This is a genomic window from Paenibacillus sp. TSA_86.1 (assembly GCF_052691815.1).
Map to the genome: position 1 here is coordinate 1 of NZ_JBQZGE010000005.1, position 14,862 is coordinate 14,862.

Annotated in this window: 10 protein-coding genes; 7 read left to right on the forward strand and 3 right to left on the reverse strand. The window is 46.5% G+C overall.

Annotated elements, in window-relative coordinates:
- Positions 1 to 511: 511 nt before the first annotated feature.
- On the reverse strand, positions 512 to 2,167 hold the full coding sequence (locus ACUTVW_RS12790; RefSeq protein ID WP_445646154.1) for an extracellular solute-binding protein: 1,656 nt from the start codon (positions 2,165 to 2,167) through the stop codon (positions 512 to 514).
- 20 nt (positions 2,168 to 2,187) lie between these two features.
- Complete coding sequence (locus ACUTVW_RS12795) at positions 2,188 to 4,527, reverse strand: AraC family transcriptional regulator (RefSeq protein WP_445646155.1); 2,340 nt, start codon at positions 4,525 to 4,527, stop codon at positions 2,188 to 2,190.
- A gap of 289 nt (positions 4,528 to 4,816) precedes the next feature.
- Here ACUTVW_RS12795 and ACUTVW_RS12800 point away from each other — a divergent pair, with 289 nt between their 5' ends.
- The 5 genes from ACUTVW_RS12800 to ACUTVW_RS12820 all read left to right on the forward strand — a co-directional run bounded on the left by ACUTVW_RS12800 (position 4,817) and on the right by ACUTVW_RS12820 (position 11,665).
- The gene (locus ACUTVW_RS12800; RefSeq protein WP_445646401.1) at positions 4,817 to 7,207 is read left to right on the forward strand and encodes an S-layer homology domain-containing protein; all 2,391 of its coding nucleotides are present in this window, start codon (positions 4,817 to 4,819) and stop codon (positions 7,205 to 7,207) included.
- A 285-nt stretch (positions 7,208 to 7,492) separates the two neighbouring features.
- Entirely contained in the window at positions 7,493 to 8,461 is a 969-nt protein-coding gene (locus ACUTVW_RS12805; RefSeq protein ID WP_445646156.1) for a hypothetical protein, read from the forward strand.
- Between the two features lie 109 nt (positions 8,462 to 8,570).
- Entirely contained in the window at positions 8,571 to 8,702 is a 132-nt protein-coding gene (locus ACUTVW_RS12810) for a hypothetical protein (protein WP_445646157.1), read from the forward strand.
- 107 nt (positions 8,703 to 8,809) lie between these two features.
- Positions 8,810 to 10,435: a rhamnogalacturonan lyase B N-terminal domain-containing protein gene (locus ACUTVW_RS12815; RefSeq protein WP_445646158.1), complete on the forward strand. Its 1,626-nt coding sequence runs from the start codon at positions 8,810 to 8,812 to the stop codon at positions 10,433 to 10,435.
- 246 nt (positions 10,436 to 10,681) lie between these two features.
- On the forward strand, positions 10,682 to 11,665 hold the full coding sequence (locus tag ACUTVW_RS12820) for an SMI1/KNR4 family protein (RefSeq protein ID WP_445646159.1): 984 nt from the start codon (positions 10,682 to 10,684) through the stop codon (positions 11,663 to 11,665).
- Between the two features lie 236 nt (positions 11,666 to 11,901).
- On the opposite strand, the gene ACUTVW_RS12825 is transcribed toward ACUTVW_RS12820, so the two are convergent.
- Positions 11,902 to 12,399 (reverse strand): DinB family protein, encoded by a 498-nt coding sequence (locus tag ACUTVW_RS12825; RefSeq protein WP_445646160.1) that lies wholly within the window; start codon positions 12,397 to 12,399, stop codon positions 11,902 to 11,904.
- Between the two features lie 244 nt (positions 12,400 to 12,643).
- Here ACUTVW_RS12825 and ACUTVW_RS12830 point away from each other — a divergent pair, with 244 nt between their 5' ends.
- Together ACUTVW_RS12830 and ACUTVW_RS12835 are read left to right on the forward strand one after the other, a co-directional pair.
- Complete coding sequence (locus tag ACUTVW_RS12830; RefSeq protein ID WP_445646161.1) at positions 12,644 to 13,960, forward strand: ATP-binding protein; 1,317 nt, start codon at positions 12,644 to 12,646, stop codon at positions 13,958 to 13,960.
- Positions 13,932 to 14,825: a response regulator gene (locus tag ACUTVW_RS12835; RefSeq protein WP_445646162.1), complete on the forward strand. Its 894-nt coding sequence runs from the start codon at positions 13,932 to 13,934 to the stop codon at positions 14,823 to 14,825. Before ACUTVW_RS12830 ends, ACUTVW_RS12835 begins: the two co-directional genes overlap by 29 nt.
- The last annotated feature ends 37 nt before the right edge of the window (positions 14,826 to 14,862 follow it).

The window sequence follows — 14,862 nt, forward strand, 5'->3', positions numbered from 1 at the left end:
TGATACGTCACGCTGAGTATGAGCTAGCTAGTGTCCAATATTAAGGGGTTGAACCGGTGATGTTTTGTATTCTATTGCTTCTTCTCCCTCAGCTGGTCTAGAGATGCATAAGTTAGCTAAGCTCCCGTCCCCGAAGCTTTGGACAGCGGCTAACGATCACAGATAACGTTATTTGGAGCATTTGAGCCTGTTTGAAAATCTAACGATCACAGTTGACGCTATTTGCGTTTTTTCAGTGGGAAATCATCGTTTTTGATGCATTTTGGCTGAAATAGCGTCGCTGGTGATCGTTAGATTTCTAAATGTGTGAAAATCAGTCCAATAAGGCTACTGGTGATCGTTAGAGTTGAGCGTGTTGCCTAGGTCGTGTCTTAAACCTCACAGAAATGGATTTTTTACCTTTCAATCCTGCTGCGTCACTTTTCCTTGGCGTTCTCCGGCATGCCTGCGGGAAACTCTCTCCAATCACCACCCACGTACTACATACACCACCCACGTACTACACCGCTCCCTACTGCTTCCATGCGTTCGCTTCCTTCACCACTTCTGCACCGCCTGCAGACATGAACTCCTGTACAAACTCATCGAACTCAGTGAGCGGTCGCTCGCCTGTAATAAAGGCAATATAGGCTTTGTTTTTTAACCGGATTAACGAATCACCGTATTTGGCCAAAGCAGGCGTGGCAACCTCCAGTGCATTATAAATACCATCTTGATTGAGGTGTAGTGTTGAAGCCCATTGTTCACGTTCTCCCGTCTCTTTCAGCGGAACTGTCATGCCGATATTGGCACCAATCGTATTCTGGTACCCAAACATGGTGTCATACGGTGGTTTGATGACGACATTCCGGGGCTCAGTTGGTGTCCACGTCCAATGTTTATTTGGCATACCGTAGGTCATACTTGCTGCCTTGTCTGAATCAGGGCTTGCACTCACCTCATCCAAAATACGCAGAATCATCTCCAGCTTACCCGGCTCCTTGACTGCATCCGCTCCGATCGCGGTGAAGCTCATTAACATGTCATTGCCTTTGGAGCCGCGTTGTCCGTGAGGCCCCATGAAGGGTTGGTCTAATGTGACCCGAGCTTCAGGGAACTTGGCCGTTAATTCTTTTACATTAAATGTTGCTTGGACTGGACTCTTCACCAATTTACCATCACGTTCAACATGCCAATCCTCATAATCGCCATTCTGAATCCAGTGGTAGTAGTTGCCCATTGAGGTCATCCCGATTTTACCGTTAATAAACGCATGAGACAGATGTTTATAACCGCCTTTATTCTCGCCAGTGACAAACTCAGGATCAATCACGCCGTCCTTGTACCATTTACGCAGATAGGTCAATGCCTCTTTCATCTCAGGCTCTAGCGCACCGATAACTTTCTTCCCATCCTTCATACTGAAATACAGCTGGTCTGCAAAAACAATCTGACCGAAGGCTCCAAACACAACGTTCATGCCTTCACTGGACAAACCATACGTATCCTGAATCCCATTGCCGTCAGGATCATCAAAGGTAAACGCATAGATCATGTTCTCGAATTCCGCCAAAGTCTGCGGCACAGCCAAACCCAGCTTGTGCAGCCAATCCTCTCGATATACTACCGGTGTACGATAGATGTTGGTCGGATTGATGACAGGGATGCCGTAATACTTCCCGTCGATGACTCCTGCGTTTTCATAGGCCGGGGCTTGTTCATGAATGATACGCATCAGATTCGGAGCATATTGGTTCAGCGTCTCTACCGGAATCTCGGCAAGTACCCCTTGCTGCTGATACTTCAACAGATCCTGCGGCTGCCGGATGCGAAACAGATCCGGAATGTTACCTTGAGCCAGCTTCATGTCGAGAAGTGACTCGTATTTATTATTTTCCATATTCCAGATGTCCAGATCGACACCGAATTGTTCCTCCACCTGCTTCAACATCTCGGCATCTTGCGGAACAGGCAGATTCTGATGTAATGTCCACGAGATGTGGTATTTGGCCTTGTTCGTAAGAGAGGATGCCGTGCCGTCTGGCTGTGATTCAACCATGGCACTGGGCCCGGTCAGCAGACTGCAACCGCCAAGAATCACAGCCAGCATCGTCAGCAATGCTGTATTCATGAATATCCGATAGCGATAAGCAACATACGCCCTCGCCTGCGATTCTTTCATATTCATCAGGCCCGTCCTCCTCATTCTCATGATCTGGCTTCTGACATGGCTGCCGAAGAGAGGCTGCGCACATAATTGCCTGGCGTGCAGCCGTACATTTCCTTGAAACGTTTAATGAAATACGCTGTTGTGCCGTAACCCACCGAGCTTGCCACCCGGTCAATCGTCATGTTGTTGTTTTCGATCAATACTTTGGCCTGCTCCATCCGCCTCGATGTCACATAATCAGTGTAGGTGACACCCATCTCTTCCTTAAAGAGCTTGCTCAGATACTTGGGACTGAGGAAGACTTTGGCTCCAACGGCCTCCAGCGAGAGATCATCCGAAAGATTGGCTTCAATATATTGTTTTGCCAGTTCAATGGTTGAGACAGCACGGTCACTGTTGCGATTCTCGGTTTCTTCGATAAATCTGGTAATCGATGCTGTCAGCCAGCTGTGGTATGCCACAATATCATGTAGATTCGTATATTCGTGATACAGATCAGGGTGTCCAAACTGCAATGGGTGCTTATAACGCACATTTCTGGCTGCATCCGAGTAGATAAACACCATATTTGACAGGATAAAATGGCAATAATCCGCAGGGAACTGTCCTTCCCGCATATGATCCACCACCTGTTCGATGGTACCCGTAGCTTCATCAAGCTGCCTGCTCTGAAGTTTGTCTCTGAACTTGGCAAGCAGGGTCTGCGGAATTTCATCCAGGCTGTGCTCGCGCTGAAGCAGGGAATGATCTTTCAGAATGTGCAACTCTGGCAAAAAATAAGCATATTTCATCAATACCTGTGCTTCGTTGAAGCTCTGATGGATATTTCGTAGATCGCTGACCCAGCAGCCTGTAGATAGCTGAATATCTGGCTGCAGTTGCTGCCGTGTCTCCGCGAGCAGCAACTCGGCGAACTTGTCTAACAATGCTTCTGAGGCCACATCGGTACAGAGAATGACGGCAAGCCTCTTATCCGGCAGCTCTTCTGCAATAAGGCGACTGTCTTGCAGGGACAAGCATTCCAGTCCATGCATCAGTCTGGCGATGGCGTCAGGCTGTTTGGCAGAGTCATCTTCAACAAGTGAAGCCCGGGTATTCATCAGCATACAGCAGTATTCAGCATAAGGTCTGGCGATACCGAGAGCAGCACGTTCCTCTTTCCAAGGCCTGTGTTCCGGGTTACCTTGCAAAAGATTAAGCACAGCTTTATGCCGCACGGCCGCGCTGTTCGCAATCATCGTCTCTTCGAGATTGTTCACTTGTTCCTTGAGATGAAGAAAGGCATGATCAATCAGGCGAAATTCATTGGTTACCTGATTCGGTGCAGTTCCTGACAGATCCTTAATCCGGCCTACCAGACGTTTGATCGGACTATAATTCGCACGGACAAGCACGGCTGATAAGATCAGACCGATCAACAGTGCGATCAGACAGATCCCGAGAATAAGCTTCTGGATCATGATGGACTGTTCATAATAGTAGCTGGATGGTGTCGCGCTATAGATCATCCAATGAGTGGATGGCAGTGTCTGATAGGAAACGACATAAGGTGCATCTCCGATCTTCTCGTCAAAGCTGCCTTTGGCCTGGCCCAGCTCAAGAGCCTTTTTCAGACTTGCCGCATATATATCAGACTGCCCGGAGCTTTGCTCCTGCAATCGACTTACTGCACTTCCGGCAGCATTAACGATCACGGTATGCTGATACTGGGCAGGCATCATACTTTCAATGATGTTATTCACGGCTTCTTCTTTTACATCAATAGCGATGATCACATCACTGGTTTCCCCTGTTGAACGGAAAGGATAGCTATGCGCATACGTAAACAAACCATTGGTATTCTCGCTTGTCTGACTGGAGAAAATGTCCTTGGGAATATGACGTGCTGGCGTCCACATGCTGTTATGTTTGCTGGTGCGCATCCCCTGAAGCCAGTCCGTATAATACACGGAGCCTTCGCTCTGATCTGCTTCGTAGCGCAGTCCATAGAGGGAGGAGAGCATAATATTCCGTGCAGGATAATAGAGATGAATGCCTTGTACGATATCTGTATTGGCAGCAACTTTGGCTTGGAGCAACTCTTGAAGGTCAACCACCTGATTCAGTCCGTTTCGATCCTCCTGATCGGCAAATAGACGAATGTTGGCTGATTTATCAAGCGATAGATCCACATACATTTGCTGCACTCGTTTTAATACGGTTCCTTCAATGGTACGTGCTGTATTTTCAAGAATCAGCTGATTCTTATTTCGTAATTCTTCATTGTAACTGCGTGAGAAATAGATATAGAAAAATGAGCAGATCAGCAGCACAATAACGATGACGATTGAACCATAAGAAAGGGCTAGTCCCGCCCATGCAGAGCTCCACTTTTTCATCAAACATTCCTCCCGGCCCAAATTATACACTACTCACATTCTGCAAGGTTCACGATTTATATTAACTTCATGTAAAATGTTGAGGATTTATGATATTGCGTCGAAATTGATACAATGACGAAATTGTTTTATTGCTGGTTTTGCGGCTCCAATGCTACATTTGAGACCGAAACGAGACCAACTATTAAACGATGGGAGTCGACATGATTTGAAAACAAAAGTTGCTACAAACAAAAACAAGAAAAGATTGTTCACTGCTGCTCTAGGTTTGGTCGTTCTGACAAGTTCTATGGCACCAGGCGCTGCGCTCGCAGCACAGAATAATGATACCGTGGCTTTACCGAAACAACCGGCATGGGGTTACTTCGTAGACACGTACAAAAATAACAAACCGGATAAAATGACGGTAGACAGCAATCCGGCGATTGGCACGTTATCCAAGTTCCTCGACCTGTGGACACCAGGAAGTGCGTGGGATAATGGTACGAAGCTGAACAGCGCCGTACTGGATTACAACATTGATTATGTGGCACAACGTGCTAAAACACGTTCCAAAGCGGACGAAGATGCTGCTTACTACACGGATCGTACGAATCAATCCTATGGTGCAGTAGAGGGTCTGGGGAAACTGGCCGGTGTATATCGTGAGAAGTCAGGCACATTCACTTCCATTACAAGTATTCCGGCAGATGCAGCGACAACCAAGTATTCGGATAAAAATGATTCCAACAAAGCAGGAGATTCCAATTCCGAGTTGGGGAAAATGGTGGATCTGATCGGTAAAGTTCGTGGTGACTATGCTTCAACACAACAGGCGAAAATGTTCTACCAATATAAACGCCCGTTCCGCTGGCAGGGTCAACAACTGATCGTGCCTTCGCTGGTTGCTGTGCAGAGTAGCAAACCGGAGACGGATGGTGGTTTCCCAAGCGGTCACACGAATGCATCCTACCTTGCAGCTATTGCTCTTGCTTACGCTGTACCTGAACGCTACCAGGAGCTTATGACTCGTGCTTCTGAAATGGGTGATGACCGGATCGTAGCTGGTATGCACTCCCCTCTGGATGTGATGGGCGGCCGTGTGCTGGCAACAGCATTTGCAGCATCAGCACTGAATGATCCGGATAATAAAGAGTTGAAAGAGCAAGCGTATGCTCAAGCACATGAAATTCTTTTGAAAGAGACTGGAACAAGTAAAGACCGCTTTACAGATTACGCTCGTAACAAATCCGAATTCACAGAGCGCATGACATATGGATTCCCGCAAATCGGTTCCGCAACTGAGGCAGTGCAAGTGCCTAAAGGTGCGGAAGTATTACTTGAAACAAGACAGCCTTACCTAAACGATCAACAACGCCGCGCGGTGCTGTCTACGACAGGTATCGCATCAGGGTATCCGGTACTGGATGATCCGGAAGGTTGGGGACGTCTGAACCTATTTGCCGCAGCTGACGGATATGGCGCGTTTAAGACGGATGTAACGGTAGTTATGGATGCAGCCAAAGGTGGATTTAACGCTAAAGACGTATGGCGCAATGACATCTCGGGTACAGGCAAGCTGACCAAAGAAGGTAGCGGAGCACTTCATCTGCAAGGTAATAATACGTATTCCGGTGGTACTGAAGTGAAAGCCGGTACGTTGGAAAGTGATTCAGCCAATGCATTTGGTGCGGGTTCTGTCGTGAATAACGGCGGTACGGTTGCAGAGAATGTAGAGGGTAAATGGAACATTAAAGGTGACTTCACACAAGCATCGAGCGGAACACTGGAGCTTAATGTGAGCGGCGCGAGTGATGTATTGGATGTCAAAGGTGCCGTGAATGCGAACGGTAAGCTGCAAGTGAATTTTGACAACAACTATGTACCTGCTCAAGGCAACCTTACATTGATCAGCTTCGGTGTGAACAAACTGAATGGTAAATTTGCATCGGTGGATGTGAAAGGTCTGCCAAGCCAGTATACCACGGAGGTTATGTATCAGAATGACCGTGTCGTCCTTGCAGTTAAGGATACTGCAAATCCGGGTGGCGTAACGACGAATCCGTTTAAATCAGATGTTGTAAGCCAAGATAGCGTATTGAAAAACGTAAATGCAGCAATTGAAGCAACGAAAAATGAACAACTGACGATGAGTGATATCTCCACACACTGGGCCAACAAAAATATTAACGCTGCATTGAAACTGCGTGTGATCAACGGATATGAAAACGGCACATTCAAGCCCAATGCTTCCGTAACGCGCGCTGAATTCACAGCGATGATTGTTCGTGCACTTGGCCTAGGCGAGAATAAGGCAGCTAACAGCTTCAAAGATACAAATACAAGCTGGGCGGCTGGATACATCGGCACGCTCGCAGATAAAGGTGTAATCGGCGGATATGCAGATGGTTCCTTCAAGCCTAACGCAACGATCACTCGTGCCGAGATGGTAACGATCATTGCTCGTGTACTGGATCTGGACAAACTTGCAACAGGAACTAAAATTAGCTTCAGCGATGTGAAATCCGATAACTGGGCAGCTAGCGCTATTGAACAGGCTTCCTCTGCGAAGTTAGTTAATGGATTGACTGCGTCTGAGTTTATGCCTAACGGCAAGTCAACTCGCGCTGAAGCGGTAACGATCATCATCCGTGCACTGGAAAGTGACAGTTCTATCAAATCATTGATTGCAGGTCTGTGATTGTAACTGTAATCAATGAATTAAAATATCAACGTCATAGCAGAGGGGAAGTTCACATTTCGTGAACTTTCTCTTTTTTTTAACTATGGATCTCACTGATTTTGATAGGTCACTCTATGAATGTGTTTATAGGAAAATAATTAAATAATGACAAAAATTACATTTAAATGGATTAAAAAGGTTGTATAATATTTTTGTAGTCAAGTGCAACTCATTATTTCTGATAAGGAGGCAGAATAAGCTACGTTTGAACGGGTCTTATAAATATTAAAGGAGGAATTAAACATGAAAAAAACATTCAGCATCTTGTTAACAGTTCTGTTGTTATTTTCACTCAATGGGTATGTCTTTGCAAAAGAATACGATTCACAAACAGACACATCTCCTCAATCCTTCGAATATAATCTAACACCTGCAGATCCGGGCTGGGCAAAATTATCAAGTAAGCAGGAGATGTTAGCTGCGACTCAAATTCCGAGCGATGTCTTAAAAGGAATGACAACAGAAGAAGTTGTCAATGCCGTTCTTGATTATCCTCTTGTTATAAACATCTATGCGTACGATTCATATGACGCTGGTCTCAAGGCATTAGCTCAAGAATCAGATGCCTATCAAGAGTTGCTTAATCGCCCTGATGGCGGGAATGAATTGGTGAAAAAACTTCAAGTAAACACCAAGTTGTCGAAAGGTGAATCATCACTACAAGAGTTAACGTTAAGTGTGCTTTTGACAGATGGGCCCATATGGAATTCTGTAACAAATAAAAGTGCAGCAAAAGACTTGATCCTGGCTGCAACGAATAGCAGCGTAAAAACCCCAAAGGGTACGACTGTTCCGGTACTAATCCGTGGTGAAGAATTAAGTTCCACTGAAAGAACTCAATTAAATACTTCTTTTATTAACGCTTACCCCAATGCTACATTTGTTTCAACATCCACAAGTAAATATAATTGCCATTCCTATGCTTGGTATTCTGAATCTACGAGCAATACGTATTGGATGAATAATCCATCGGCATATATGTCAGATGGTAGTTACTCAAGTGTTACAAGTCTTATTAATGCAGTAATTGGAACGCGTGTATACTATGATAATGGTGAACATTCTGGAGTTGTCTATCAAGCTGGCGGCCCGTTAGCCAGTGCAAAATACTTAAAAGTGATTTCAAAATGGGGAACGGCTCCTTTAATGAAACATCAAGCTGATTACTCACCTTATGCCTCGAACAACCTGAAATTGTGGAAGAAAAATTGAATGAAATAATTCGGGTGTAGACCTTACAGACGGTATTCTATAAGTCCCTGTCTATAAAACGATGGGGACGATTTTTCATTTTGAAACGTCCTGTGGAGGAGATGAGGAAATGGTCAGCAGCAAAGATTCCCGGATTAAAGGAATCGAAATCAAGTCGAATAATAAAGAAATTAAATCAAACATTAATTTCCCATCTAGCGATGCAAAGGATGACTGGAATTTAACAGAAGGGGGACCATGACACTTACAATCGGATCTTAGGAGATTAACCATAAATCAAAAGAGAGTAGTTTCACTTTAAAAATGTAAGCGCTTCATAATTGAAATGTAATCAGGAGGGATATTGACGTGGCTCAACGTTTCGTTAGAAAGGGAATGAGTATGCTGCTGTTCATCGTCATGGTTGCCTCGGTTTTTGCTTTTCCTGCCTCTACAAGCCATGCCGCCACCATCCAAGTGACAGACAGTGGCTCCAGAATCGAAGTGAATACCGGGTCGGGACTTGTGTACGTTGTCAATAAAACGAATGGAGATATTATCTCGGCCAAAATGAACGGAACGGAACTAAATAGCAGCAGGGGGTCACATATTGGGTCGGGATTAGGATCTTCTGCGAATGTGACGTGGAATAGATCTCCCTCGGGTTCCACGGTGTTGATCACCGTTTCGACCAACACGCTGACTCATTATTATGCTTCGCGCGGTGGTGAGAATATGATCTATATGGCAACCCATATTACGGCACAGCCGTCGATCGGGGAGCTTCGTTATATTTTCCGCGGCAATGGGAGTGTCCTGTCAGGTGTTCCCGTCAATTCCAACAACCGGGGCAATACGGGAGCCATTGAAAGCCAGGATGTGTTCGGGTTCGCGAATGGGCAATCAGCCTCCAAATATTATGGCAATGATCAGGCGAAAGACCTGTCTGTACGAGGGGTAACGGGTAACGGAGTAGGTGTTTTCATGGCATACGGTAACCGAGAGAAAAGTTCGGGCGGGCCTTTCTTCCGTGATATTCAGTTCCAAAGCGGCTCTGAAACCGAAGTTTATAATTATATGAATTCAGGACATGCCCAGACAGAGAATTGGCGTCTCGGCTTGCATGGGCCGTATGCACTTGTTTTTACAACTGGAGGAACACCTGCGGCACCTGATTTTAGCTGGATGTCGGGCTTGAACCTGCAAGGGTGGATTGCCAGTCGAGGCAATGTGGTATTGAATGGACTTTCGGGGATGGAGGCAGGTTATGCTTATACAATTGGATTTGCGAACAGCAACGCTCAGTATTGGGCAAATGCATCATCGAGTGGGTCTGCAACCAAGTACGGCATGATTCCGGGAACGTATACCATGACGGTATATAAAGGTGAGCTTGCCGTATACACGGAAAATGTGAACGTTAATGCTGGACAAACTACAACTGTGAACACCCGCACCATCACCAATGATCCGAGCAAAGCCTCCAGCATCTGGCGGATTGGGAACTGGGACGGGACACCACGGGAATTCCTGAACGGACAGACGATTGCAATTCGTCATCCTTCGGACAGCCGTAATCCAAGCTGGGGGCCGGTAACGTATACCCCAGGCAGTGCAACGAACCGTTTTCCCGCGATTCAGTTCCGGGGCCAGAACTCGCCTACAACGGTGAATTTTAACCTGAATGCAGCACAGGCATCTTCCTCGCATGTTCTGAACATCGGCATTACGGCCGCTTACAACAATGGAAGACCGAGCGTAACCATTAACGGACGCACATTAAGTAATCCAGCCCCTTCCGCTCAGCCAAACTCTCGTAGTTTCACCATTGGCACGTACCGGGGCAATAATACCACCTTTAGCTGGAATATTCCTGCATCTTACTTTGTTAACGGTGCAAATACCATAACCATTACGCCGATTAGCGGCTCCAGTGATCTGGGGAAGTGGTTAAGTGCCGGTTGGGTCTACGATTGTATGGAGTTATTGAATTAGAAAAAGATTAACGAAGGAAGCTATAACTTGAGTAGCCTGACCGAATGCATAACATGAGGTTGGGCTGCTTTTTATGCTTTTCAAGTTATTTCAATCGGGTGAATCACTTGGTTGAATGGAAATCCGTACTGCTATGGTAAAAGCGATGATGATATAGACTGATTTCTTCTCTGCTGGAGAAGCAGTTCGGTATAGTGGTATAATTTTCAATACATAATGATGAGATGAAGGAACGGAGGCACAAGGATGAACGAAGAGTTATTGGAACAATTGGAAACATGGCATGAGCATGATGAGTACGAGAAGATTGTTGAGGCGGTGCAGGAGGTTCCAGTAGAAGAGAGGGACTATGAGCTGGTGAATCACCTGGGCCGAGCCTTAAACAATCTGGAGCGATATGAAGAAGCTGTGGCACAATTCCTGACCGTGGCCGAAGAGGGAGCAGATGACCCGCTCTGGCAGTACCGAATTGGACTGGCTTATTATTATCTGGAGCAATACGACAAGGCAGAGCAAGCATTTGAGCGATCTGACGAGCTGGAGCCGGGGGATGAAGATACGCTGGAGTTTCTGGAATGGATTCGAAACAGAGACGAGCATGAAGATGATGAGGAAGAAGAGAACGAGGACTTAGCGGGTGAGGTGCAGGAAGGCGTCGAATTGGAAAATGGAACAACCGAAGAGCAGCCTGCGGTGATCTCATCTTTAAATGTAGTTCATGTTGATCCGCCAGTACCGGTATCTGGTGAGTTCTGGAATGATAGTGAGCTGGCCCTGGAGCAATATGTATCTGATCCGCCAAGCGACGGTTTGATTGAATCGGTGGAGGAGCAACTCGTATTCCGCTTGCCTGTCTCCTACATTGACATGATGAAGGAACACAACGGAGGCATTCCATATAACCGCTTTTTTCCGGTGATGAACGAAGAGTCTGGAGAAACCGGGTATGTCGAGATTGAGGGGATATTAGGCATTGGCCGCGAGAAACGCCATGCGCTATGCGGTGCAGAGGGTAGCTGGGCTGTGATTGAACGTGATGGTTATCCGGAGATTGGTGTGGTCATTGCAAAAGCACCTTCCGAAGCAGGGGTTGTCATGCTGGATTACCGTTCCTTCGGCAATGATGGTGAGCCAGAGGTCGTGTACGTTGATAAGAATGAGCGGAAAATCACTCCGCTTGCACCGAACTTTGAGACATTTATCCAAGGGTTAGTGCGTCCCGAAGTCTAAGACAATGCCAAGAGTTCATATTGAATAACCTATCGTTCTCTGTAATGGAAACGGGAGAGCCCGAAGCGTGAGTGAATATGAGCAAATACGAGCATATATGATGAAATATGATCTTAAACAACGAGAAGCCGCAGGGGTGTACCCCTGCGGCTTCTCGTCTAAAGTATATGCTAAACATGTTGAATAGGAGTTTATCTGGGCTGTAAAACTTGTTTCATTTTCGCATGACGTATCTCTTAAGCCGGGAATCCGCCGCCTGGAGGTGGCCATGCGCCATAGAAACGACGAAGCAGCACAATTTCGCCCAGATGATAGGAGTTATGTGAGGCGATATTACGCAGTAATCCACCTTTGGTTTCCCCTGGGAAATAGAGCAGCGGATCATTCAGCTGTGCTGTCTCTGCGATGGATACCGCTTGATCAATACCGCTCAGGAATGACCGAATATCCTCTTTCCAAGTCGCTTCGTCCTGTGGGCCGGTCTCCACTGGCCAGCTCTCGCTGACATTCGCTGGCATCTGCGGCTTGCGTCCCTCCACATGTTCCAGCATGAAACTCTGCCAGTAGTGCATATGTTTGACCAATTGGTAGATGGTATAAGGCATAGCTTCATGTGTGCGTCCCGCAAGCTCAACATCGATATCGGGCAGGGCTTTGGCGATACGAATATGTCCGCGCTCTCCGACCAGAGATTTCACAAGGGCTTGTCCAAAACTTTCATTTATATCTGACATGTTAATCTTCCTCTCTTTACGAACAGTTCTTTTTCCTGTCATCATACCTATTATACAATTAAATTGTGGAAAATTAAAATAGATCAAACTTCCACCTTTTAGGTTGTCTGTCAGTATAGATCGTATACTCCCCAAATTTTAATTATTTCTAATGTTTCTCGCGTATGTTAGTATATTTAACATCAGAAGCGTGGATTCCGTTCGTGAGCGCTTGTAAACGTTATTACAGTAGGTGGAGAGAGCGATGCGTAATTGGGTCAAAAACGAAAATGTGCAAATGGCTGCCGTTGCCTTGGCTACGTCCGTAGGTGCACAGTTCAAAATTAATCCCTTTCGGGAAGATTATTTCCGGATCGGCCTCGGGGTCAGCATTCTTTTATTTTTGTTGATGATTATGCCCCATTTATCTTATATAAAAACAGGGATTCTGACGGGCCTCGCGAGCATTGCCTTTCAATCGGCTGATCTGATTCACCATGTGCACACCTTATCCATGCTGGAAAGCATGCAAGATAACCTGGGAGCAGGTTTGTACTATGTGGTCTTTGCCTATGGGCTGAGCAAGCTCAAGCACCGTTTCCACGAGATCCCACCGCTTCTGCTTGGCGGCATTATCACGGGAATTGATTTTTCCTCCAACCTGGTGGAATTATTCGTGCGCGGTGTGCTGGGTGGAACGAATATTTTTTATATGCGTGAATGGCTGTATCTGTTTATTGTGGGTGGTCTGCGAAGTTACTTTGTCATCGGGCTGTATAACAGTTTTGCGGTCAGACAGATCAGGCTCCTGCATGCAGAACAGGAAAAGCGGATGGAACAGATGTTAAGTGTGAACTCAGGACTGTACGGTGAGGTATTTTACCTGAAAAAAGCGATGAATACCATTGAAGGCATTACGGCTAACAGTTATGAATTGTATCGCGATCTGCGCGAGCAGGACATGAACGAATACAGTCAGCGTACACTGGGCATCGCTCAACAGATTCATGAAGTGAAGAAGGATTCCCAGCGCATTCTGGCGGGGCTATTGAAGCTTTATGATAATGAGAAGACGGTCAACATGAGTCTGTCGGAAGTGGTGCATTTTGCAGGTAAGGCCAATCGGAAATACGGTGAAATGCTGCACAAAGAAGTTGAGATCGAGATTGAACAGCAGTATGAAGGTGAGTCCCCGTACTACATTCCACTGCTTACGGTCATGAATAACTTGCTGGCTAATGCGGTCGAGGCGATTGAGCAGGAAGGCATGATTCGGGTACAGGTGTTTGAACAGGGTGTGGATGTGCATTTTGTGGTCATGGACTCTGGAAAAGGGGTACCTGACGCGAAGCGCGGGGTTATTTTTGAACCCGGTTATACAACGAAGTTCAATGAAGTTGGCATTGCTGCCACAGGTATTGGCCTGTCTCATGTACGCGATATCGTTCAGTCACTGGAAGGACAGATTCTAGTAGAAGCCGCTCCATCCGGGCGGGGTACGGTGTTCAGAGTCATGATCCCGAGGGTCAATCTAATGAAGGAGGCCGATGCCGATGACACTTTCGATCATGATCGTGGATGATGATGTGGTGAGCCGCAGCATGCTGCAGGACATTATCGAGACTTGTGAAACCTTAGAACTTGCAGGCATGGCCGAGGGCGGTCTCGAGGGACAGCGTATGATTCTGGATCTCAGACCCGATGTGGTGCTGATTGACCTGTTGATGCCGGATCAAGACGGGATTGAAACGGTAGCGAACCTGAAGCAGAGCGGCTATAGCGGGAAATTTATCATGATCTCACAAGTAGTCAACAAGGAGATGGTGGGAGCAGCCTACCAGAAGGGGATCGAATTCTTCATTCACAAACCGATCAATCGGGTGGAAGTGGAGCATGTGCTGAACAAAGTGAACGAGCAGTGGAAGTATGAACGATATGTACAGGAGATCAAACAGTCCATGGCTCGGCTGAATCTGGTTGAAGTTCAGGCTCCTGCTCAGACCCGAACGGTGCGCGATTCGGCGCGAAGCATATTAATGGATCTGGGCATCATCGGTGAGAGTGGAAGCAAAGATATTGTAGCTTTGATGGAGTATGCTATCGAGCAAAAGCAGGCCTCCGAGCTGCCGCCGCTGAAAGAATCGTACGAAGCGGTAGCCCAAAAATACAAGCTGACGCCCAAGGAAGTGGAGAAGGAGTGCAAGGCGATGGAGCAACGTATTCGCCGAACGGTTCTGACGGCGCTGACAAATCTGGCCTCCATTGGACTTACGGATTACAGCAACCATAAATTTGAGCATTACGCGCCGCTTTATTTTGATTTTCAGGATGTGCGAATGAAGATGAGAGCGATGGAAGAGGAGCAGGCAAGCGACAACAAGAGCAAGGTGAATATTAAGAAGTTCCTGCAAGTGTTTTACATGGAAACGGTAGAAAATGTGAAATGAATGCAATGAACGTGTGTAAAGTAGGATTCTCGAAGGG